The organism is Arthrobacter sp. CG_A4, assembly GCF_035985125.1.
Lineage (GTDB): Bacteria > Actinomycetota > Actinomycetes > Actinomycetales > Micrococcaceae > Arthrobacter.
Map to the genome: position 1 here is coordinate 1 of NZ_JAXCID010000054.1, position 21,854 is coordinate 21,854.

General features: G+C 64.5%; 18 protein-coding genes. 11 read left to right on the top strand and 7 right to left on the bottom strand.

Annotated features, from left to right (window positions below; translation table 11 throughout):
• Positions 1-91 precede the first annotated feature (91 nt).
• From RCH07_RS17285 to RCH07_RS17295, 3 genes are all read right to left on the bottom strand, one after another.
• Positions 92-709, bottom strand: a complete 618-nt coding sequence (locus RCH07_RS17285) for a DUF305 domain-containing protein (RefSeq protein WP_326968721.1) — start codon at positions 707-709, stop codon at positions 92-94.
• Between the two features lie 141 nt (positions 710-850).
• Positions 851-1,318, bottom strand: coding sequence for a hypothetical protein (locus tag RCH07_RS17290; protein ID WP_326968722.1), 468 nt, complete (start codon positions 1,316-1,318; stop codon positions 851-853).
• 175 nt (positions 1,319-1,493) lie between these two features.
• On the bottom strand, positions 1,494-1,925 hold the full coding sequence (locus RCH07_RS17295; RefSeq protein WP_326968723.1) for a heavy-metal-associated domain-containing protein: 432 nt from the start codon (positions 1,923-1,925) through the stop codon (positions 1,494-1,496).
• 541 nt (positions 1,926-2,466) lie between these two features.
• Between RCH07_RS17295 and RCH07_RS17300 the strand changes: the two genes are divergently transcribed.
• From RCH07_RS17300 to RCH07_RS17345, 10 genes are all read left to right on the top strand, one after another.
• Positions 2,467-2,925, top strand: coding sequence for a hypothetical protein (locus RCH07_RS17300; RefSeq protein ID WP_326968724.1), 459 nt, complete (start codon positions 2,467-2,469; stop codon positions 2,923-2,925).
• A gap of 232 nt (positions 2,926-3,157) precedes the next feature.
• Positions 3,158-5,674 carry a heavy metal translocating P-type ATPase gene (locus tag RCH07_RS17305; RefSeq protein WP_326968725.1) on the top strand — a complete coding sequence of 839 codons (2,517 nt, stop codon included), beginning with the start codon at positions 3,158-3,160 and terminating at the stop codon, positions 5,672-5,674.
• A gap of 51 nt (positions 5,675-5,725) precedes the next feature.
• Positions 5,726-8,158, top strand: coding sequence for a phosphoketolase family protein (locus RCH07_RS17310; protein WP_326968726.1), 2,433 nt, complete (start codon positions 5,726-5,728; stop codon positions 8,156-8,158).
• 1 nt (position 8,159) lies between these two features.
• The gene (locus RCH07_RS17315) at positions 8,160-11,423 is read left to right on the top strand and encodes a beta-phosphoglucomutase family hydrolase (RefSeq protein ID WP_326968727.1); all 3,264 of its coding nucleotides are present in this window, start codon (positions 8,160-8,162) and stop codon (positions 11,421-11,423) included.
• Entirely contained in the window at positions 11,416-12,480 is a 1,065-nt protein-coding gene (locus RCH07_RS17320) for a type II glyceraldehyde-3-phosphate dehydrogenase (protein ID WP_326968728.1), read from the top strand. Before RCH07_RS17315 ends, RCH07_RS17320 begins: the two co-directional genes overlap by 8 nt.
• Positions 12,477-12,761, top strand: coding sequence for a DUF2933 domain-containing protein (locus tag RCH07_RS17325; RefSeq protein ID WP_326968729.1), 285 nt, complete (start codon positions 12,477-12,479; stop codon positions 12,759-12,761). The genes RCH07_RS17320 and RCH07_RS17325 overlap by 4 nt, the downstream gene beginning before the upstream one ends.
• On the top strand, positions 12,751-13,398 hold the full coding sequence (locus tag RCH07_RS17330; protein ID WP_326968730.1) for a methyltransferase family protein: 648 nt from the start codon (positions 12,751-12,753) through the stop codon (positions 13,396-13,398). The genes RCH07_RS17325 and RCH07_RS17330 overlap by 11 nt, the downstream gene beginning before the upstream one ends.
• 17 nt (positions 13,399-13,415) lie before the next feature.
• Positions 13,416-14,306 (top strand): DMT family transporter, encoded by an 891-nt coding sequence (locus tag RCH07_RS17335; protein ID WP_326968731.1) that lies wholly within the window; start codon positions 13,416-13,418, stop codon positions 14,304-14,306.
• 100 nt (positions 14,307-14,406) lie between these two features.
• Complete coding sequence (locus RCH07_RS17340) at positions 14,407-16,065, top strand: ABC1 kinase family protein (RefSeq protein WP_326968732.1); 1,659 nt, start codon at positions 14,407-14,409, stop codon at positions 16,063-16,065.
• Positions 16,066-16,240: 175 nt separating this feature from the next.
• Positions 16,241-16,687 carry a hypothetical protein gene (locus RCH07_RS17345; RefSeq protein ID WP_326968733.1) on the top strand — a complete coding sequence of 149 codons (447 nt, stop codon included), beginning with the start codon at positions 16,241-16,243 and terminating at the stop codon, positions 16,685-16,687.
• A 212-nt stretch (positions 16,688-16,899) separates the two neighbouring features.
• On the opposite strand, the gene RCH07_RS17350 is transcribed toward RCH07_RS17345, so the two are convergent.
• From RCH07_RS17350 to merA, 4 genes are all read right to left on the bottom strand, one after another.
• Positions 16,900-17,772 (bottom strand): F510_1955 family glycosylhydrolase, encoded by an 873-nt coding sequence (locus RCH07_RS17350; protein WP_442784863.1) that lies wholly within the window; start codon positions 17,770-17,772, stop codon positions 16,900-16,902.
• 68 nt (positions 17,773-17,840) lie between these two features.
• Complete coding sequence (locus tag RCH07_RS17355) at positions 17,841-18,461, bottom strand: DUF305 domain-containing protein (RefSeq protein ID WP_326968735.1); 621 nt, start codon at positions 18,459-18,461, stop codon at positions 17,841-17,843.
• A gap of 734 nt (positions 18,462-19,195) precedes the next feature.
• Complete coding sequence (locus RCH07_RS17360; RefSeq protein ID WP_326968736.1) at positions 19,196-19,456, bottom strand: SHOCT domain-containing protein; 261 nt, start codon at positions 19,454-19,456, stop codon at positions 19,196-19,198.
• A 292-nt stretch (positions 19,457-19,748) separates the two neighbouring features.
• Positions 19,749-21,191, bottom strand: a complete 1,443-nt coding sequence (gene merA / locus RCH07_RS17365) for a mercury(II) reductase (protein WP_326968737.1) — start codon at positions 21,189-21,191, stop codon at positions 19,749-19,751.
• Between the two features lie 182 nt (positions 21,192-21,373).
• On the opposite strand from merA, the gene RCH07_RS17370 reads away from it, so the two are divergent.
• Entirely contained in the window at positions 21,374-21,763 is a 390-nt protein-coding gene (locus RCH07_RS17370; RefSeq protein WP_326968738.1) for a heavy metal-responsive transcriptional regulator, read from the top strand.
• The last annotated feature ends 91 nt before the right edge of the window (positions 21,764-21,854 follow it).

A 21,854-nucleotide genomic window follows, 5' to 3' on the forward strand; every position in this document is an offset into this window, starting at 1 on the left:
AGGCCGGGCCCCCTTCCAGAAAGGAGACCCGGCCTCCGCGCCGTCACGGCGCAAACCTGCGGAACCGGCAAACCGCTACCGACCCACGCACCTAGAGGCTGGCCAGCAGGTCCTTCATTTCCTGCATTTCCGCTTCCTGAGAGGCGACGATGTTCTTGCTGAGCTGCACGGCGTCGGGATTCTTGCCGTCGGTGGTTTCAGTCTTGGCCATCATCACGGCGCCTTCGTGGTGGGCAATCATCTGTGTGAGGAAAAGACTCGCCCCCTCGGTGCCCTGCGCTGCGTCCAGCTTCAACATGTCATCGCCGCCCATCAATCCGTCCATGCCGCCTCCGGGCATGTCGCCGGACATTTGGGCGGATTCGTTCCAACTCTTGAGCCAGCCCATCATCGTGGTGATCTCCGGGTTCTGTTCGGCTTTGATCCTGGTAGCCAGGGCACCCACTTTCGGGTTGAGGCCCTGTTTCATGAGCATGATGTCGCTCATCTCCACGGCCTGCTTGTGGTGCGGGATCATCATCTGGGCGAACATGGTGTCTGCGGCGTTGTGGTCCGCGGCAACGGCAGGAGCGGAACTCGAGGACATTCCGGAGCCGCCATGGTTCATGCCGGGCATGCTGCCGCCGTATCCGGCGGAGCCCGTAGAGCATCCGGCCAGCGCGATCGCGGCTGCGATGGCTGCGGCGGAGACGGTCAGAATCTTCTTCATGGAAATCGGGTCCTTCAAGACGTCATACCGGCGCATGGAGCCGGTGGCTGTTGACGCGCACGGCAATGAGGCCGGAGTCCCGGCAGTGCGCGTCAGGGTCAGGGCTGATGCGCCGGGCAGGACACGGCGCAGCTCCGCCTTCTAAGTCCGGCTGATGCAGAGGTCGCCCGGTGAAGGACTTCCCGGAAGGTACGAGGACGTGGAAGCCTGGGTCGGCGCGCCGGCATCATCGTGCGCTGCCAAAGGTGCGTTGCCCGGCAGGGGGGCTGCCAGGGACGCGTTGCCGGGCGACGGGATGCATGTCGCATCCATGGCAGCCATCATCGCGCACCCGGCCTGGTCAGCGCACGCCGGTTCCGGCAAGGAGCCCGTCCCAGCTGATTCTGAACTGACTATGGCCGATGCGCCAGCAAGGGCAGTGTGTTCCGGCGCTGATGACTGCATCGCCTGCAGCATTTCCGCTGCCGGTACGGCGGCGGATGTCGGAACGCTGTGGGAGCCGGTCATGGTGTGCATACCGACGATCCCGGCGATGATGGACAGCAGTCCGGCCAGCAGGCCCGCGCGGCGGAGGAAGGGCCCAAGATGGCGGGATAGGACGTCGGTCATAAGGCACCTCCTTTTGTGCGGGTTGCCTACGGTATATGGTTCCGGGCCAAGCGGCCGGCGGCGTCTACCGGCTTAACGATCGTGCTAGAGATCAAGTTTTACCCGGTGCAGCCGGGGGGTGGTCAGGATGATGGGTGCCAGCACCGAACGGTTGCCCGGCTCCGTGCGGGTTGGATTAGTTATTAGCAGCGACGCTGTATCCGGCGCCGGATACAGCATCCCGGACCGCGGTGCCGGTAACGGTTCCGGCCACGGTCAGACGGGATACCCCTCCGGCGACGAGATCCACGGTCGCCGACTTCACGCCGTCCACGGCTTTGACCGCGTTTTCAACCGTTTGAACGCAGTGCCCGCAGGTAAGTCCTTCGATAAAATACTCGAAGCCCTCTACGGGCACAGGCGGTTGCGTCCCGGCATCGGGTGAACAGCAGCTGCAGCCTGAGGGCTCCGCAGCAGAAAGGGGAAGTTCGGTCCGGATATCTGTTCCGCACATGTCAGTTCGTTCCTTTGCAGAAAGGCGTGAGGGGGATGCTGGGGTTGAACGGCTGTAACGGCCGGCGGTTCCGCGGGCCTGGACAAACCACTTCACTGACAACACCTCAAACATACCCCCAAGGGGTATCTTCTGCAAAGTGCCGAACGGCCGGCGGCGGGCCGACAGCGTGGTTCAAATCGATTCTTTCCGCCGCACGGGTTTGCATACCCCTCAGGGTATATGCACCTGTACCTGCCGGCTATCAGCCAAACCTGCAGGGAGGGTCTGATGTTGCGGTCACCCCATCCGCTTGCGAGGCAGGGGAGCAGCTGGGCCGGTGGGCCGGAGATCCCGTCAGAGCTGCCGGCGTACCGAGCGGCGTGCCACCCCCGATGCCGCCGAATCTGCAGGAAAGAAAGTCCGGGCTACCGGTTCCGGCCGCCATGTTCCACTGTGTCTGATCGGCCAGATCTCAAGCTACCCCCGCGCACGCTCCTGGTCCTTCAGGGTCCGGGGCTTTGGTGCATGCAGAAAATCACGGCGATGACCCGGCTTCGTTTGTGACAAGTACTTTAGGTTCCCCGGCAGCGGGCCCGGTATAATCGCCGCAGTGGGCGAAATCCAATGGCACTATTTGCGTTGAATACGGGGGGCGGGGAAAGTGCGTCATTCCATGCGATGGCAGCATGACTTTTCCTACCTGGCTGCGTTCCTCGCGGTTCTGTCGTTGTTTGTCGCAATGACGGGGGCACTTGACCTGCCGATGACGGCTGCCGAAGAAACGCCACCCGCCTCCACAGGACGCTTCCTCGATTCGTCCGACACCGAGGGGGCTGAATTTACCGCCCCCCGGATTGCCCCTCCCAGCGACGAGGCTGTCGTCGCTGTTTCCGGCCCGGGGAACCAACCCCTGCCGTTCCTTCCTGAACATTGCCCCATGAACCTGGGTTTGTCGGTGACGTGCCCGGATGTGCTGTCGTCAGCAGTCCTTGCCACCTCCGTCCCGGGACCTCCAGGCCGCATTCCCTCCAGCGCCGAGGCAGCAGGACAGCCGGACGGGGCGCTGCCGGAGGCTCCCGGGGCGCCCATCCTCCCTGTATCGCTCATCCGGCTGTCCATTAGCCGCGTGTAGGAGTCCTCTGTCCTCCGGACTCTGATCCGTAGGGGACGGAGCTCCCCACGGCGTCCACGCATCCGAGGCTGTACGTACTCCGGCAACAGCTTGACCGTCGGGCCAGATCGAATTCATCTCCAGACTCACCACACCTCTGTTGCGCCCGGCGTTTGCGCCATAGGAGCGCCGGCCGGACACTTCTTCAACCAGAAACTTCAACTGCTAACGAGTCCCGAGAGGAATTTCCGGCATGAGTAATAGGACACAAACCGCGGTCATGGAGGTGGCAGGTGTTCACTGGGCCTCGTCCAAGAGCGTCGCAGAAGCCACGCTGTCGCGCCGGCCAGGCGTGCTCAGCGTGGAAGCGAATCCGGTCTCGCAGACGGCGAACGTCACGTTCGACCCGACTAGGACCTCCATCGCCGACCTCACGACTTGGGTGCGAGACTGCGGCTACCACTGTTCCGGCCAGTCCGTGCCCAACCACATCTGTGATCCGATGCACGAAGGCGGTTCCGCGCCGTCGGAACGCCCCGGCCGCGGCACCGCTGAGCACCATCCGCCTGCCACCGAAGGCCGCACCGGACCCGGGCCCGAAGACCACTCAGGTCATCAGGGTCACGAGGGTCATGGTGGCGGGGTTGACGCCCATACCGCTGGCCCCCAGCGCGCCCCCAGGGATGCCCAGGAGGTCATGGGTCATGGCGGTCATGGCGGTCATGGCGGTCTTGGCCTGTCGATGGAGTCCATGGTCCGTGACATGCGGAACCGATTCGTTGTGGCAGCCGCACTGTCGGTGCCGATTACTCTCTGGTCACCGATCGGCAGGGATGTCTTCGGGTTCACGGTCCCGGCACCCTTCGGGTTGCGGGACGACGTCTTTGCCTTGATTCTGTCCGTGCCGGTCATTTTCTATGCGGGCTGGATCTTCTTCGACGGCGCCTATCGGGCGCTGCGTGCCCGGACACTGGACATGATGGTCCTCGTCGCGGTGGGTGTCGGGGCTGGCTGGGTTTACAGCTTGGTCGTCACCGTGACCGGCGGCGGCGAAGTCTTCTACGAGGCCGCCACCGTTCTGGCCAGCTTCGTCCTATTGGGGCACTGGTTTGAGATGCGTGCACGGGGCGGGGCGAACGACGCGATCCGGACGCTGTTGGAACTGGCGCCGGCCAAGGCGGTGGTGATCCGGGACGGGGAACCGGTGGAAGTTCCCACCTCCGATATCGTGCCCGGGGACCTGCTGCTGGTGCGCCCGGGGTCCAAAATCCCCACGGACGGAACCGTTGAAGACGGCGAATCCGATATCGATGAATCTATGGTCACCGGAGAGAGTCTCCCCGTTGCCAAGACCGTTGGCTCCAAAGTCACCGGCGCCACCGTCAACACCACCGGAACCCTGAGGGTTCGCGCCACCAAGGTCGGCGCCGACACGGCACTGGCACAGATCGTCGCGCTGGTCCAGGAAGCCCAGAACTCCAAGGCTCCGGGGCAGCGGCTGGCTGACCGGGCGGCGTTCTGGCTCGTCTTTGTCGCGCTCATCGGCGGCAGTGCCACCTTCGCTGTGTGGCTGCTGACCGGCGCAAGCTTCCAGACGGCGCTGCTCTTTGCCATCACCGTGGTGGTTGTCACGTGCCCCGACGCGCTGGGCCTGGCCACACCCACGGCCATCATGGTCGGCACCGGTCTGGGTGCCAAGCGGGGCATTTTGTTCAAGAACGCCACGGCCCTGGAAACGGCTGCCCGTATCGAAGCCGTTGTCATGGACAAGACCGGCACCCTGACCCAGGGCAAGCCGGAAGTCACCGACTTCATCGCCGTCGGCATTGACGAGGATGAACTGCTGGCTCTCGTGGCCGCCGTGGAACGGGAGTCCGAGCATCCCCTCGCCGCCGCCGTTGTCAATTATGCGAAGAGCAGGGGTGTGCCCACCCTGGCTGCAACGGCGTTCCGCAATGTTCCCGGACACGGCGCCGGAGCGACGGTCCGGGGACGCCAGGTGTTTGTGGGCAACCGCAAGCTTTTGGCCGCCCAGGGCATTGACATCGGCCCTGTGGCCGACCAACGCCAGGAACTGGCGTCAACGGGGCGAACGGCGGTCCTGGTTGCCGTGGACGGCCGGGCGGCAGGAGTCATCGCCCTTGCCGACGCAGTCCGCGCGACGGCAGCTGCGGCGGTCGCGGCGATGCACGAAGCCGGCATCGAAGTCATCATGCTCACCGGGGACAATGAGGCAACCGCCCAGCGCATCGCCTCGCAATTGAACATCGACACGGTCATCGCCGAGGTGCTGCCCGGTGACAAGACAGCAAAGATCGCAGAACTGCAGGCCGCGGGCAAGCGGGTCGCCATGGTCGGGGACGGCGTCAACGACGCCCCTGCCCTGGCACAGGCTGACCTGGGCATCGCGATCGGCGCGGGAACAGATGTGGCGATCGAGACCGCCGACGTGGTCCTGATGCGCTCTGATCCGCTGGATGTTCCCGTCGCCCTGCGCATCGGCAAAGGCACCCTGCGCAAGATGCGCCAGAACCTGGGGTGGGCCATCGGCTACAACGTCATCGCCCTGCCCATCGCTGCCGGCGTCTTCTTCGCCTCACTGGGCATCAGGCTCAGCCCGGAAATAGCCGCGATCTCGATGTCCGGCTCCAGCGTCATTGTCGCCGTCAACGCCCTGCTGCTCAAGCGCCTGCGCCTGCCGGAACCCGGCGAGGCCACCGGACGCACTGTCAAAACCGAACCAGCCCCGGAGCCAAGCGACGTCCGTTAAGCGCCGCCCGGCGGCCCGTCCCCCTTACTCTCAAAGACAGACAGGACCTCCATGACAAACCATCAGCTGCCGCAGACCCGGGAACCCGCCCTCAGCCCGGACCAGTTGCACCGCGTCCATGCCTGGTGGCGGGCCGCCAACTACCTCTCCGTCGGTCAGATCTACCTCATGGACAACCCGCTTTTGCGCGAACCGCTCCTGCCGGAGCACATCAAGCCGCGGCTGCTGGGGCACTGGGGCACCACCCCGGGCCTGAATTTCATCTACGCCCATCTGAACCGGACCATCATGGAACGGGATCTGGACATGATCTACATCATGGGCCCCGGCCACGGCGGACCCGGTCCGGTGGCGTCGGCCTGGCTGGAAGGCACCTACAGCGAGACGTACCCCAATATTTCCCTGGACCTCCAGGGGATGAAGCGGCTGTTCCGCCAGTTTTCTTTTCCCGGCGGCATCCCCAGCCATGTGGCCCCGGAGACACCGGGGTCCATCCACGAGGGCGGGGAGCTCGGATACGCGCTCTCGCACGCCTACGGCGCAGCATTCGATAACCCGGACCTCATTGTGGCGGCCATCATCGGTGATGGCGAAGCAGAGACGGGCCCGCTGGCCGCCAGCTGGCACTCCAACAAGTTCGTGAACCCCGGCCGGGACGGCACCGTCCTGCCGATCCTGCACCTGAACGGCTACAAAATCGCCAACCCCACGGTCCTGGACCGGATCAGCCACGCCGAACTGGACTCACTGTTGCGCGGGTACGGCCACACACCCTACTACGTGGAAGGATCCGACCCGGAACAGATGCACCAGGACTTCGCCCGGACCCTGGATACCTGCCTGGAGGAGATTCACGAGATCAAGCGCAGCGCGCGTGAGGACGGCCGGACGGAACGGCCCCGCTGGCCCATGATCGTCCTGCGCTCTCCGAAGGGCTGGACGGGACCGGTTGAAGTGGACGGGTTGAAGGTGGAGGGAAGCTGGCGTTCGCACCAGGTGCCCTTCACCCAGGCCCGCGAAAACGACAGCCACCGTGCCGTGCTGGAACAGTGGCTGCGCAGCTACCGCCCCGAGGAACTCTTCGACGACGACGGGGTGCCGGTGGCCGCTGTCCGCGGGTTGCATCCGGTCGGGGAGCGGCGCATGAGCGCGAACCCGCACGCGAATGGCGGCCTGTTGCTGCGCGACCTGCGCATGCCCGAATTTGCCGATTATGCCGTGCCCATGGCCTTTCCGGGCACCGGGGCCGTGGAATCCACCCGGGTGCTGGGGACGTTCCTGCGGGACATCATGGCAGCGAACATGGATAGTTTCCGGGTCTTCGCCCCGGACGAAAACAACTCCAACCGGCTGGGGGCTATATTCGATGCGACAGACCGGGCCTGGAATGCCCGGACCGTTCCAGAGGACGACCATCTGGCCCGCGACGGTCGGGTGATGGAAATTCTCTCCGAACACACCTGCCAGGGCTGGCTGGAAGGTTACCTGCTCTCCGGCCGGCATGGGTTCTTTTCCTGCTACGAGGCGTTCATCCACATCGTCGACTCGATGTTCAACCAGCACGCCAAGTGGCTGACCACCACCAATGACATCCCGTGGCGCCGGCCGGTAGCTTCCCTGAATTACCTGCTGACCTCCCATGTGTGGCGGCAGGACAACAACGGGTTCTCGCACCAGGACCCGGGGTTTATCGACCATGTGATCAACAAGAAGACCGACGTCATCCGCGTTTACCTGCCACCGGACGCCAACACACTCCTGTCCGTGGCCGATCACTGCCTGCGCAGCCGCCAGTATGTCAATGTCATTGTCGCCGGCAAGCAGCCGCAACTGCAGTTCCTGGACATGGAGCAGGCGATCGTGCACTGCACCAAAGGCATCGGGATCTGGGACTGGGCCAGTTCGGATGCGGACGGGGAACCCGACGTGGTCATGGGTTGTGCCGGCGACGTGCCAACAATGGAGACCCTGGCCGCCGTCGACATCCTCCGCGGGCGGTTCCCGGATCTGAAGATCCGGGTGGTTAACGTGGTTGACCTCATGCGCCTGCAGGATGACACGGAACATCCCCATGGCCTGTCCGGGCGGGACTTCGACGCCCTGTTCACCACGGATAAACCGGTGATCTTCGCCTATCACGGCTACCCGTGGCTGATCCACCGCCTCACGTACCGCCGGACCAACCACGGCAACATCCACGTCCGCGGCTACAAGGAGGAAGGCACCACCACCACGCCGTTCGATATGTGCGTGCTGAACCAGCTCGACCGGTTCACCTTGGCCATCGACGTCATCGACCGCGTGCCCCGGCTGAAGGACGTTTCGGCGCATGTCCGTGAGGAGCTCAAGAACAAGCTCATTGAGCACCGCCGGTACATCCGCACCCACGGCGAAGACATGCCGGAAATCCGGAACTGGGAGTGGACGTCCGGAGCCGGTACCGGTAATCAGCCGGCGGATGAGGCAACGAAGGAACCCGCTTAGCATGGCAAAGGTCCATTCGGGCGGCAGCCGCCCCGTCAGCGTTTCCCGGCATGGCGCAGAACTGCCGTATCAGGCGGTGCTGTTTGACATGGACGGGGTTGTCACGCAGACCGCCGCCGTGCACGCGGCAGCCTGGAAGCAGCTCTTCGACTCCGTCCTTCAGGATCCCCGGCTCGCCGGGGGTCCAAGGACAGATCCGTTCGACGAGGATGCGGATTACCGGCGGTACGTCGACGGCCGGCAGCGCGAGGACGGAGTCACCGCGTTCCTGGCCTCCCGCGGCACCCAGGTTCCCGCCGGGAGCCCCGACGACGGGCCGGACACCTGGTCTGTCCATGGACTCGGCGCCCGCAAGAATGCCCTGTTTCTGGAAGCCGTGGCCCGCAGCGGCATCCAGGCCTACCCGGGGACTACCGCCCTGCTGGCCCGGCTGCGTGCCGCAGGCATCCCCGTGGGACTTGTCACCGCCAGCCGCAACGCCCGCGCCCTGCTGAAGGCTGCCGGCCTTGACACCGGATTTGACGTCATTGTCGACGGGCAGACCGCCGCGGAACACGGCCTGCGGGGCAAGCCCGACCCTGCCATGTTCCTTGAGGCGGCCCGCCGGCTCGGCGTGGCGCCCCGGCAGGCCGCGGTGGTGGAGGACGCCGCCGCCGGTGTTCAGGCCGCATGCCGCGGCGGCTTCGGGCTGGTGGTCGGCATCGACCGCGCGGGGCATCGGGAACAGCTGGAGTTAGCCGGCGCCGACATCGTCCTCGGCGACGTCGCTGAGTTGGATTTGGGGGTCTCACGTACCGACCCCTGGACGCTGGTCTACGCAGGGTTTGATGCTGCCCACGAAGGCCACCGGGAGGCGCTGACCGCTCTCGGCAACGGGTACATGGCCACCCGCGGTAGTCAGCCGGAGCACAGTGACGACGGCGTCCACTATCCCGGCACTTATCTGGCCGGGGTCTACAACCGGACGATAAACACAATCCACGGCCTCGAACTGGAGGAAGAGCATCTGGTCAACGTCCCTAATTGGTTGCCGGTGGACGTGCGCATCGGCGCCGGGCCGTGGTGGTCAACGGGGGAGATCCCTGTCAGCGATGAGCGAAGCGAGCTCGATCTGCGCCGGGGCGTGTTGACTCGCCGCGTAACCCTCGCGGGCCCGGACGGCGGACAGCTCACCGTCGTGCAGCGGCGGCTGGTCTCTATGCACGATCCCCATCTCGCTGCGCTGGAGACGACCCTGACCGCCTCCGGTTTCAGCGGAACCGTGGGCATCCGGGAGGGCATCGATGCCGGGGTGGCCAACACCAATGTCCGCGACTATGCCGGAACCGGCCAGCGGCACCTGACCGATCCTGAATTCGCCGAGATGGACGGCGGCACCGTGCTGTGCGTCGTCCAGACCAGCCAGAGCAGGATACGGATCGCCCTGGCTGTCCGGACGGTGTTCGACGGTGCCCCGGCAGTAACGCCCCGGCATGCCGAGAGCGACCGCAGACGGCACCGGCGGCAGTTCGAGCTCCGGCTGACCGACGGACAGCCGGTCACCGTCACCAGGACCGCGTCGATGGCAACGTCCCGCGACGTTGCCATCTCCTCGCCTGAGGCCGCGGCGCTGGCGAGGCTATCCCGCGTTGACACGGGCTTCGCCGAACTACTCAACGACCACGAGGCGGCCTGGCGGCGTTTATGGGGGCGGTTCGGGATCAGCCTCGGTGGCGACAAGCAGTCCCAGCTGGTGCTCAACCTGCATGTGTTCCACCTGCTGCAGACGATCTCCGTGCATACCGCAGCCCTGGACGCCGGAGTGCCGGCCCGGGGCCTGCACGGGGAAGGCTACCGCGGTCACGTCTTTTGGGACGAACTCTTCATCTTCCCCGTGATCGGGCTCCGCCTTCCTGACATCAGCCGGGCGCTCCTGGAGTACCGCTGGCGCAGGCTGGATGCTGCGCGGGGCGCCGCACGCGCGCAAGGCCTTCAGGGGGCGATCTTCCCTTGGCAGAGTGGCAGCGACGGACGGGAGGAGACGCCCCGCCAGCTCTACAACGCCCGGTCCGCCCGGTGGATGCCGGACAACTCCAGCCGCCAGCGCCACGTCGGACTCGCCATTGCCTACAACGCCTGGCAGCACTTCCAGGCCACGGGGGACCGGGACTGGCTGACGGCCCGCGGCGGGGAACTGATCATCGAAGTGACCAGGATGTTCGCCTCGCTGGCGACCTATGATCCGGTGCAGGACAGGTTCCACCTGTCAGGGGTGATGGGGCCCGACGAGTACCACGACGGGTACCCGGACACGCCCGGGACCGGCCTGCGAGACAACGCGTACACGAACGTGCTTCTCTCCTGGCTGTGCCAACGCGCCGCCGATGTGCTGCGGGAACTCACGGGCCATCCCGGCGATGACCTCATTGACCGGCTGCAGGTAACCGACGATGAAATCAGCAACTGGTCCAGGATGAGCTGCAGGCTCGCCGTGCCGTTCCATGCCGACGGGGTTCTCAGCCAGTTTGACGGATACGAAGACCTGGCAGAACTGGACTGGCCGCACTACCGTGCGACATACGGCAACATCGGGCGGCTCGATTTGATCCTCGAAGCCGAAAACGATGCCACCAACTGCTACAAACTCGCCAAGCAGGCTGACGTCCTGATGCTGATCTACCTGCTGGGACCCGCAGGCGTGATCAGGCAACTGCACCAGCTCGGCTATCCGTTCGCGGAGCCTGACCTGGAGCGCACCGTGGAGTACTACCTGGCGCGAACCGCCAACGGATCGACGCTCAGCCGCGTGGTGCATGCCTCGGTACTCGCCCGGATTGATGAATCCCGGGCCTGGCAGGTCTTCCGTGAGGCCCTGGTTGCCGACCTGGACGATACCCAGGGAGGTACCACCCGGGAAGGCATCCATCTGGGCGCCATGTCCGGGACGGTCGATGCCGTCGTCCGGGCTTTTGCCGGACTGCAGACAGAGGCCGACGCGCTGACCTTTTCCCCCCGGCTCCCCGCCCCGCTGGGAAGTGCCGGGTTTCAGATCCGGTACCGGGGCCACCGCATCGATGTGTTCCTGAGCGTGGACACCCTCCGGATCCAGCTGCAGCCCTGCAGCGCACCGGCTGTGCGGATCGGGGTCGAAGGAATCTATGTGCAGCTCGCCGGCGGGGAAGACATGGACTTCCCCCTGGTACCGAAAACTCCAGAATCCATCGGGGCCGGGAACGGCCATCGAGAAAACTTCGCAACCGCACGTGGGAGGCATACCAATGAGTAAGACCAGAGTGGCTGTGATCGGATACGGAGTCATCGGCAAGCGGGTGGCGGACGCGGTCCTGTTGCAGCCGGACATGGAACTGATCGGCATCGCCGATATCGTCACCGACTGGCGAATCCGGTCGGTTGCGGGACGATTTCCGCTGTTCGCATCCACCGCCGAAGCGCGGGACGCCATGGGTCAGGCGGGCCTGAGCGTCGCCGGCGGCATGGACGAACTGCTGGCACAGGTGGACGTCGTCGTCGATGCGACCCCCAAACATGTGGCGGCCGGCAACCTGCCCCGCTACCGGGCGGCAGGTGTGAAAGTCGTCCTGCAGGGCGGTGAATCCCATGACACCACAGGGCATTCATTTGTGGCACAGGCCAACTATGGCAGCGCACTGGGCCGGGACATGACCCGGGTCGTCTCGTGCAACACGACCAGCATTGTCAGAGTTCTCGGCGCGCTGCAGGACGCGGGCCTGCTGGCCAAGGCCCGCGGAGTCCTGATCCGCCGTGCCACCGACCCCTGGGAATCCCATCTCGGCGGGATCATGAACACAATGGTCCCGGAACCGAAAATACCGTCCCACCAGGGCCCTGATGCCCGGACCGTCCTGCCCGACCTCGACGTCGTCACGATCGCCGCCAAAGGTGCCCACACTCAGACGCATAACCATTACTGGACACTCCAGCTCACCCGCGCCGTCAGCCGGGAGGAGGTCCTGGCGGCGCTGCGGGCCGCACCGCGGATCGCGTTCATCCGGATGGCTGACGGGCTCGTCGCGCTGAACTCGACCATCGAACTGATGAAGGATCTCGGCCGGCCACGCGGGGACATGTGGGAGGTCGCAGTCTGGGAGGAACTGGTCACCGTCGAAGGTGACGAGGCCTTCCTGACCTACCAGGTCTACAACGAGGCAATCGTCGTGCCCGAAACCATCGACGCCATCCGCGCACTGACCGGGTCCGCCCCGGACGCAGCGACCTCGATGGCAATGACCGACTCAACGCTGGGCATGAGGCAGGACTTCCTTGCCGGGCATCTGCCTCTCCGGCCGGGAGGGCAGCCATGAACCACACCGAACACCCGCAGGGCGGCCCGCGACTGCCGTATCCTCCCGAGCAGCACGTTACCGGCCGCAGTGCCCAGTATCTGCGTGGCGGGATGACCGTCCTGGTTATCATCGCCGTGATTTACCTGCTGACCAGCCACTGGCTGCATGTGCTGGACGCACTGCCCTACGTTTTCGTGGTGGGGATGCTCGCAATGCACCTGTTTGGTCATGGCGGTCATGGCGGTCATGGCGGCGGCCACGGCGGAACTGGCGAACGGAGTGCGGCCAATGGCAAGTGACTACGGGTACAACCTTTGGTTCCTGGTGATTCTGAACTCCGCAATATTCATTGTTTTCGCGTTCAGTTTCGTCAAACCCCAAACCAAACTGGACTGGCGGGCCTTCGGGGGGTTCTCCGCGTTCATAGTCGCGTTGTTCACGGAGATGTACGGGTTTCCGCTGACCATATATTTCATCTCCGGCTGGCTGGGCAACGAATTCCCGAATCTGGGTCTCCTGACCCATAGTTCCGGACACCTGTGGCAGGACCTGATGGGATGGCGGGGGGATCCGCATCTGAACCCCCTGCACCTGCTGAGCAATGTACTCATCGCGGCGGGCTTCATCCTGCTCTACCAGGCATGGAAGGTCCTGTATGCGGCGCAAAAAGAGCGACGGCTGGCAGTCAGCGGTGTCTACGCGCGCCTCCGCCACCCGCAGTACCTGGGATTCCTGACGATCATGTTCGGGTTCCTGCTGCAGTGGCCCACCCTCCTGACCCTGATCATGTTCCCGATCCTGGTTGTGGTCTACTACCGCCTTGCCAAACATGAGGAGCAGAACATGACCGCCGAATTCGGGGCTACGTACCTCGACTACTCGGGAAGGGTTCCGGCCTTCATTCCGAAGCGCCGGAATAAACGTGCCGTGCCTTGAGCGCATCCGGACCATCCATGCAGCTGCGTCGCCCCAAACCCGTGCGCAAGTTATGGATCACATTCGCCTGGGGCTCCTGCTTTCTGGCGATCAGCGTGGGTCTACAGGATGCCCCGCTGTTGTGGTTCGCCGCTCTGCGCGCGCTCATAGCCGGCGGTGCACTCCTGACGGCAGCGGGTTTTCGACGGGAACCTGTGCCGCGCGGGGCACAGACCTGGATTTTGATAACAGTGATGGGATTTGTCAATGTCTCAGTGGCATTTGCTGCCATGTTCGGTGGTCTGGCCGGTCTCTCGACAGGAGCCGCCTCAGTCCTGGCCAACGCCCAGCCGCTGCTCATAGTGCTTCCGGCCTGGTGGATCTACAAGGAACGCATCTCGGCGCGGACGCTGGCCGCGCTGGTTGCAGGCTTCACCGGGCTGATGGCTGTGGCCCTGCCTGGCGGTACGGGCACCGGCGCATGGCTTTCTATCACCGCGGCTCTGGCGATCACCGCAGGAACTCTGATTTCGAGGCAGGTCAAGGCCGCTGTTTTGCCGGTGATTGGCTGGCATTTCCTGATTGGCGGCGTCATACTGGCCCTCGTCGCCGGGCTGACAGAGGGGGCGCCTGCAATCAACTGGAGTGCGCGTTTCATCGGCATTCTCCTGTACGTATCCCTCGTGGGTACCGCTGCAGCTTTTCTCGGTTGGTTCATGGAAGTCCGGGACTGCCGCCTGGACGCGGTCTCAGCATGGACGTTCCTGGTGCCGGTGTTCGGCATCCTGTTGTCGATAGTCATCCTGGGGGAACGCCAGACCTTCTGGAGCATGGCCGGCATGGCCCTGGTCGTCGTGGCCATGCTTGCCCTCGTACTGCCGGGAAGAAAACGTATCGTGCAGGGACCCGGAAAATTCTCCGCACCATAAACTACCGTCCGGGTGCACGCAATGCCCGATTCAGTGTCAGGACGCATACGGCGTGGGTCGTCGGAACGTCCATCCTTCAAGGAAAAGTCAGGAATATGCAATGAAGCTTCGTGTACATCGCTATCAGCAGATCAGCGAGGTACTGGCCCGGCACGGGCTGGGATTCCTGGTGGGTATCGCTGGACTGGAGCGGTGGGTCCCGTTCCACCATGGGCTCATGGGCCACGAACGCAGGACCCAGCCCTACACGAATCCGGACCACCTGCGGTTGGCCCTGGAGGAGCTGGGACCAACGTTTATCAAACTCGGCCAGCTCCTCTCCACCCGCCCTGACCTCTTGCCGCCCCCCTTCCAGACGGAGCTGTCTAAACTCCAGGACGCTGCCCCGCCGGTGGCAGGGGCAACGATCCGTCGGCTGATCCGCGAAGAGCTCGGGGCCGGGCCGGACGAAGTGTTTGCGGATTTCACGCTCGAACCCCTGGCGAGTGCCTCGATCGGTCAGGCCCACGCAGCAACTCTCCACGACGGAACACCGGTCGTTGTCAAAGTCAGGCGGCCCGACGTCATTCCCACGATCGAGGCTGACCTGGACATTCTGCAGAACCTCGCCGTCCAGATCAGCCGCCGCTGGGACGCGGCGGCTGACTATAATCTTCCCGGCATAGCCGCGGAGTTCGCACAGACGCTGAGGGCTGAACTCGACTATCTGCAGGAAGGCCGCAATGCGGAGCGGTTCGCGCACAACTTTGCTGCCGATCGCGGAGTTCACATTCCACGCGTCTTTTGGGAGACCAGTACGTCCCGGGTCCTCACGCTGGAGCGAATCGTCGGGCTGAAAGTCAATGACCTCGAGGCGTTGGACCGTGCAGGGATCGACCGTGCAGCGCTGGCTGTCCGGTCCGCCGGGACGGCAGTCAAAATGGTTTTTGAGGATGGGTTCTTCCACGCGGATCCGCATCCCGGGAACCTGTTCATCGAACCCGGCGGTCGCATCGGTCTCATCGACTTCGGCATGGTTGGTGAGGTGAACGACGTGCTGCGCGGCCAGCTCGACGTCCTGCTGAGTGCAGTGGCCCGCAATGACCCGGACCGTCTCGGGTCCGCTTTGCTGAATCTTTCCGTAACGCGGCAGCCTGTGGACCGGAGCCTGCTGCGCGCGGACATGACCCGGTTTATTGCCCTTTACGAGGGCCGCCAGCTAAGTCAGATCGAGATCGGGCCGCTGATCGTCCAAGCCCTCGCGCTGATGCGCACCCACCATCTGCAGATGCCGCAGGAACTTGCGAAGCTGGTGAAGATGATGATCATGGCCGAAGGAATTGGGGTTGAATTGGACCCCCGCTTCACCCTGAGCGAGGTCCTGGCACCCCACGCGAAGAAGCTGTTGGTCAGCCGCTTCTCGCCGCAGGCACTGGCCAGGCGCATGGCCGCAGCCGGTGCTGACGCAGCAGAACTGGCCGTGGACCTGCCGGACGTACTCCGTCGCGTGGTGGATAACCTCGACACAGGCTTGGAAGTCCACTTACGGGCCGCGGAGCTTGAACCCTTGGTCGGGCGGATGGAACGCGTCGGTAACCGCCTGGTGGCAGGCATGATTTCGGCAGCACTCATCGGAGGCGTGGGAGCTCTGGCGGCGGGGGACAGGGACCGTTGGGGCAGCTGGGAGAAACCGCTGATGAGGGCCGGTCTTGGTGCAGGCGGTGCGCTTGGCGCGTATCTGATCTGGACGTCACGGCATACCGGGGGTTCACACCAATGAGCGGACAACACTTCATATGCCGCTGCCGCGCCGGCAACGGACCAATGCCCCCGGCGGTACCGGGCCGGACGGTTGCTTCGGCCAGCCGGCCCTGTCCAGCCCAGCAAATGGATGTCCTGAGCGGGCTTAAACTGGCCTCAGAGTTCACGACGGACAAGCGAACGGACTGAATAGTATGACGGATAATCATTCCCATCACTTGCATGAGTCTGGCGACTCGACCTCCGGCATCGATGCCGATCCGACGGAACAACGGACATGGCGCGGTTCGCTGCAGGCCCTTTGGCATTCTGTCGTCGCAGTCATGGGCTTCGTCGTCGGTCTCCTGCCGCACGTCCTGCATCACGTCGGGATTCTCGCCGGCACGGCGCTGGTCGCTGGTTCGGGCGGCACGGCATTGTTCGGCGCGCTGGGTCTACTCGGTTCAATCCCGCTGCTCCTGCGCCTGTACCGGCGCTTCGGGACGTGGGTCGCGCCCGCCATCGGGCTGCTGATCTTCTCCGCAATGTTCGCGCTGTCCGCCTTTGTAATCGGACCTGCGATCAGTGGCACCGGGGGCGACCTGAACCCCGGGCCGGTTCCGGGCGTGGACCACCCCACTGATCACCCAACGGGTCACTAGTCGTTTCCTGGCCGCGCGGGGGTCCTGCCCGTGGACGCCACCCGTTACTCATCCTTGGGGCGGGACAGGCTTTGGTTCAGACCCTTTGTGCTGCCAGATGACGTCGCGGCCGCGAGCCTGGCCCCTCCGGTCATCTTGACTCTGCAGGGATCGTCTTCGATGCTGCCCGGCGGGCGCCTGGTCGTTAGTGTCCCGACTCTCTGGTATCCGGATCAGCCCGGCTGATACGGCGAAAAGGCCGCTCCGCCGTCGGTGGATGCCTCGACGCCGTCCGCAGTGGCTGCCCAGATCCGGAGGGTGCCGTCGGCGCTCCTGACCGCCGCAATTGCCTGCACGGCGCCGCCGATCCGACCCATGGCGGACCATGTCTCCCCGCTGTCGGCGGACACATGCACGCTGCCGTCGGGCCGGACCCCGACGACGTCGGTGCTGCTGGCAAACGCCGCGAACTGGACTACCGGAGCTGCCGTGTTCAGGACCCAGGTGCTTCCGGCATCGGTAGATCGTTGCAGGCCCTGGGCCGTGGTGGCCAGGACAGTGTCGCTGAGCGCGTGCCCTGCCAAAGCCGCTGGCTTAAACCCTGCTGCTACCGTTTTCCAGTCTTTTCCGTCCGGGCTGGTCAGCAGCATTCCGTCGAAGGCGACGATGCCGCTTTTCGTTGCCGCAAGGGCGTGAAAATCGGACTCGCCCTGCCGCGACAGCTGCTGCCAGGTGGTGCCGCCGTCGTCTGATCTGATCAGGCCGAGCGGGCTTGGCAGTGTGGACCCTTGTCCGGGATGTCCCGAGGCGTAAAAAATGCCGTGGCCAGATCCGGACGTGAAACCCATCAGATCATTGCTCGGGCCGAGTTTCGTGGCCGGTGTGCGCGAAATGTCGAACAGGCCCTCGTGAGTTGCCATCAGCAGTTGCCCGGTCTTGTCGTTTGCAGCCATGCCGTGGATGTGTGCGCTCGGCAGACCTGTCGGGGCATCTCGCCCGGCAGCACCCGAGACTTCCGTGGTTGTCGGCGTGCAGGCAGCAAGAGAGAGCAACACCCCAGCGGCGGCAAGGATGCTCGCGGCCCGGGACGTGGAAGAGCGAAGCATTGGAACTCCTAGTATGAGTAATCCGGGTAGGCCCCGGTCCCCGCAGAGGACCGGGGCCAGGCAGTTGCCTAGAGGCCGGCGAGCAGGCCTTTCATCTCCTGGATCTCGGCTTCCTGGGACGTCACGATGGCTTTGCTGAGGTTGACGGCGTCGGGGTTCTTGCCCTGGCTGCTTTCCGTCTTGGCCATCATCACCGCCCCTTCATGGTGGGCGATCATCTGGCTCAGGAAAAGCTTAGCTGCAGCGGTTCCCTGCGCGGCGTCCAGCTTCTTCAGGTCATCGTCGCCCATCATTCCGTCACCCATGCCGTGGCCGCTGGCCATTTGGTTAGGTTCATTCCAGCTCTTCAGCCAGCCGGTCATTTGCTCAATTTCGGGCGCCTGGGCGGCTTTGATCTTGGTGGCGAGCGTCACGATCCGGGCGTCGAGTCCCTGCTTCTTGAGGATCATGTTGCTCATCTCGACTGCCTGGGTGTGGTGCGGGATCATGCCTTGGGTGAACATAGTGTCTGCCGCGTTGTGGTCGGCGGAGGCAGAGTTCGAGGACATGCCCATACTGCCTTGGTTCATGCTGGGCGCAGTGTTGGTGGGCATGGTGTTTGTGGGCGTGGTGCCGGAAGTGCCGGCACAGCCCGCGAGGGCGATTGCGGCCGCGATGCCCACGGCAGCGAGTGTCAGGTTGTTCTTCATAAGATTCTCGGTCCTTAATCAGCGTTCCTGCCCGGCGTTCTCAGACGACGGCAGGGCGCCCATGCCGGTCGAACCGGCTAATGGGCATGGAAATGGAGTAGGTCGGGGCGCCGGGGACGGACACGGCTTGCCCTTTCTTACGTGCGGCTGATTGAGAGTTCCTCCGGTGAAGGACTGGCGGGTAGATACGGATAGGGCGAAGAGGTTCCGGCCGGAGGTGTTACCGGCGGGTCCGCTGAGAGTGCCGCGGTCCCGGCTGGGGGCGCAGCCAGCGACGCCGCCGCTGCCGACGGGATGCAGACCGAATGCAATGACGCCACGTCCGTGCAGTTCGACCGGCATTCACAGCTTGCGGAAGGTGCAAGGGATGCGCCGGTGGCCGCGGGTTGGGCGACGGCGCCGGGTGCGGTGTGGCCGGCAGGATGCGGTGAGTTGATTTCCCGGTGGATTGGGCCGTACCCGGTGTCCGTCCGGATGGTTTCCGCCGCGGACGATAACGCCGTAGACGCGTGGGTGGCGTGCATCCCCGTAATGACGTGCATGCCAAGGAATCCGGCAATGATGGCGAGCAGTCCGGCCAGCAGGAGGCCACGGCGGAGGACGGTGACGGCATGTCCTGCAAAGGCGGCCAACGCTTTCCCTCCGTGATTTCGTTCGGAACTCGATGACAGTTTATGCCTTTTGTCTGGGGGTTTGCTGGCCGGGGGTTGCGCAGCCGTTTGGGCGCGCACAAATCAGTGGTCCTCGCCGAGAACCCTTGACTGCTCGCGGTATTGGTCCACTGTCAGCTCACCCCGGGCGAAGCGTTCATCGAGGATCTGGCGGGCCCTGCTCTTTCCCCCATACGGTCCGGGCGGCCCGTAAGCGCCCCCATGGCTCCCCCCGCCCGGAAACAGGCGCACCGCCAGCAGAACGAGCACCACAATTCCAATAAGCAGGAGCGGGCCCCACAGCCACATCCACCAGCCCATGTCCATCCCGTAACCCCACATCATGACAGGCCCCTTTCAGATAAGGCTGTTGTTGACTCGATTTTCAGCCGGGATTGGCCGGAGCGGTAGAGCCGGAAGTCCTCCAAAGCGCGTGCGGCGCCGGCGCGCGGTGATTCCTGGACTCGCCCAAGAAGATAGCTAACACACCTGCTGGCGCGGCCCTGTACAGCGGCACTGTCAGGCGAGGCTCACTGTCGTGGCTTCTCCGTAGGTTCATTCGTCGTGATCGGCTCCCTCACGTTCGTCCTGGTTTCAGACGCTGCAGTTTTGCCGGCTCGATAGCACCGGTGTTGAGTCATGAGGCGCAGCAGGAAAGCCTGGAGACATCGGTGGTGAATGACTGGGCGGCAATTCTGATGCCTTCGGCCATGGTCAGGTAGGGGCTCCAGAGGCTTGCCACGTGTTCGACGGTCATGCCCGCTGCCAGGATGTAGACGCCGGCGGCTGCGAGGTCACCGGCTTCCTTGCCGACGGCGGTGATTCCCACGATCTTTCCAGAGGCGTGATCGGCGACGATTTTGATGAAGCCGCGGGTGTCGCGGTTCACGACGGCGCGGGGAACGTATTCCAGCGGCAGTACCCGGCATTCGCACCGGATACCGGCGTACTTGGCTTCCTTGTCCGTCATGCCGACCGCTGCCAGGGCAGGGCTGGTGAACGTGACGCGGGGCAGATACCGGTAATCGACGTTACGCCCTGCGTCGTTAAAGGCGTTCTCGGCCATGAGAGATCCGTGGGCGGCGGCGACGTAGACGAATTCGCGGTGCCCGGTCACGTCTCCGGCGGCCCAGATCCTGGGGTTGGAACTGACGAGCGTGTCTTGGACCAGGATCTCTCCGCGGTCTCCGGTCTTGACCCCGACGGTGTCCAGGTTCAGGCCCTCGCTCACAGCGCGGCGCCCGGTGGCGACCAGCAGCTTCGAGGCACGGAATTCCTGCTGGCCTCCGGCGACGGCGGCTGTCACGATCATGTCTGCGGTATCGGGGTCGGTGCTGACCGAAGTCAGGACTGCGCGGCGGACCACATGGATGCCCTCGTCGGCGAAGACGCCCATCAGGGCACGGGATGCTTCGGGCTCCTCGGCCGACGCGAGGCGAGAGCGGACCAGCATGGTCACGTTGGATCCGAGACGGGCGAAGAGTTGCGCTTGTTCGAGGGCCACGTATCCGCCGCCGACCACGAGCAGGGACTTCGGCACTTCTTCCAGTTCCATGGCGGTGGTGGAGGTCAGGTAGTCCGTCTCCTGCAGGCCTGGCACCTGGGGCGCCCACGGGGTTGAACCGGTCGCGACCAGGTAGTGGGCGGCGCGGACTACGCTGCGGGCACCGTCCGGGGCGGTGATTTCCAGAACGGGTTCCGCCGGGGTACCGGCGAACGCTGCGTTGCCCTCCCGCAGGTCCCAGCCGTACTCCCCGATCAGGTCTATGTATTTGTCCGAGCGCATGGTCTGGACCAGGGATCGTGTGCTGGTGATGAGCTCCGTCATGTCGACCGGGCCGGTCGACGTGCTGATACCGGGGAATCTGCTGGTGGCGTCGAGTGCCACATGGCGGGCTTCGGCGGCGGCCAGCAGTGCCTTGGAGGGGATGCAGCCGGTGTTCACGCACGTCCCGCCGACGGTGGAGCGTTCGATCATCACGACCCGTTTGCCCAGTTTGGTGGCGCGGATAGCAGCGGCGAAGGCGCCGCCGCCGGAGCCGATAACGGCCAGATCAAAATCCGTTGCTGCCTCAGGCATGGATCCTCCATCATGTCTTGTGTCCGTGCGCACGGCAGGCGCCTCGGCGTTCCAGTTCGGATGCTGGCTTCAGTCTGCACCTTCCCCTAAGGTGGAAGGTCAAGACATCAGGGCCCGGCCGAGGCCTTCCGACAAGGGCGGACGGAGCTTGAAGGCTTGTCCAACGACCTGAAGGATGCAAAGTGCGAATCGGTGAAGCTGCATCCGCCGCCGGTCTGACGGCAAAGACGATCAGGTTTTATGAGGGCCGAGGGTTGCTCCCGACGGCTGAACGCGCGGCCAACGGCTACCGGGACTACGCCCTCGACACCGTCAGCCGTCTTGACTTCATCCGCCGCAGCCGGATGGCCGGGCTGACCCTGGCACAGATCCGGGACATCCTGACGATCCGGGATGCCGGCGGCACTCCGTGCGCCCACGTGCGTGATGTCCTGGCACGGCAGCTGACGGACCTGGACTGCCAGATCGCCGAGCTCATAGCCCTTCGGGCCACTGTTGCCCGATACCATGCTGGCGCCGAGGCGGCTGATCCGGAGTCCTGCGATCCGGAGCGGATTTGCAGCTACCTCTAGTACTACAGTCGCGTTTATTTTGGCTGTATCGGCGTTTTAATCGGACTTTTGCCCCGAATCCTGTTAATCATGACGGGTGAACGATGATATT

Bases quoted from the DNA above. Each gene is read 5' to 3' on its own strand.
- RCH07_RS17340 (WP_326968732.1), top strand. From the start codon at position 14,407: ATGAAGCTTCGTGTACATCGCTATCAGCAGATCAGCGAGGTACTGGCC.
- RCH07_RS17300 (WP_326968724.1), top strand. From the start codon at position 2,467: ATGCGATGGCAGCATGACTTTTCCTACCTGGCTGCGTTCCTCGCGGTT.
- RCH07_RS17285 (WP_326968721.1), bottom strand. From the start codon at position 709: ATGAAGAAGATTCTGACCGTCTCCGCCGCAGCCATCGCAGCCGCGATC.
- merA (WP_326968737.1), bottom strand. From the start codon at position 21,191: ATGCCTGAGGCAGCAACGGATTTTGATCTGGCCGTTATCGGCTCCGGC.
- RCH07_RS17330 (WP_326968730.1), top strand. From the start codon at position 12,751: ATGGCAAGTGACTACGGGTACAACCTTTGGTTCCTGGTGATTCTGAAC.
- RCH07_RS17295 (WP_326968723.1), bottom strand. From the start codon at position 1,925: ATGTTTGAGGTGTTGTCAGTGAAGTGGTTTGTCCAGGCCCGCGGAACC.
- RCH07_RS17345 (WP_326968733.1), top strand. From the start codon at position 16,241: ATGACGGATAATCATTCCCATCACTTGCATGAGTCTGGCGACTCGACC.
- RCH07_RS17350 (WP_442784863.1), bottom strand. From the start codon at position 17,772: ATGCTTCGCTCTTCCACGTCCCGGGCCGCGAGCATCCTTGCCGCCGCT.
- RCH07_RS17315 (WP_326968727.1), top strand. From the start codon at position 8,160: ATGGCAAAGGTCCATTCGGGCGGCAGCCGCCCCGTCAGCGTTTCCCGG.
- RCH07_RS17290 (WP_326968722.1), bottom strand. From the start codon at position 1,318: ATGACCGACGTCCTATCCCGCCATCTTGGGCCCTTCCTCCGCCGCGCG.
- RCH07_RS17325 (WP_326968729.1), top strand. From the start codon at position 12,477: ATGAACCACACCGAACACCCGCAGGGCGGCCCGCGACTGCCGTATCCT.
- RCH07_RS17355 (WP_326968735.1), bottom strand. From the start codon at position 18,461: ATGAAGAACAACCTGACACTCGCTGCCGTGGGCATCGCGGCCGCAATC.
- RCH07_RS17360 (WP_326968736.1), bottom strand. From the start codon at position 19,456: ATGATGTGGGGTTACGGGATGGACATGGGCTGGTGGATGTGGCTGTGG.
- RCH07_RS17305 (WP_326968725.1), top strand. From the start codon at position 3,158: ATGAGTAATAGGACACAAACCGCGGTCATGGAGGTGGCAGGTGTTCAC.
- RCH07_RS17310 (WP_326968726.1), top strand. From the start codon at position 5,726: ATGACAAACCATCAGCTGCCGCAGACCCGGGAACCCGCCCTCAGCCCG.
- RCH07_RS17320 (WP_326968728.1), top strand. From the start codon at position 11,416: ATGAGTAAGACCAGAGTGGCTGTGATCGGATACGGAGTCATCGGCAAG.
- RCH07_RS17335 (WP_326968731.1), top strand. From the start codon at position 13,416: ATGCAGCTGCGTCGCCCCAAACCCGTGCGCAAGTTATGGATCACATTC.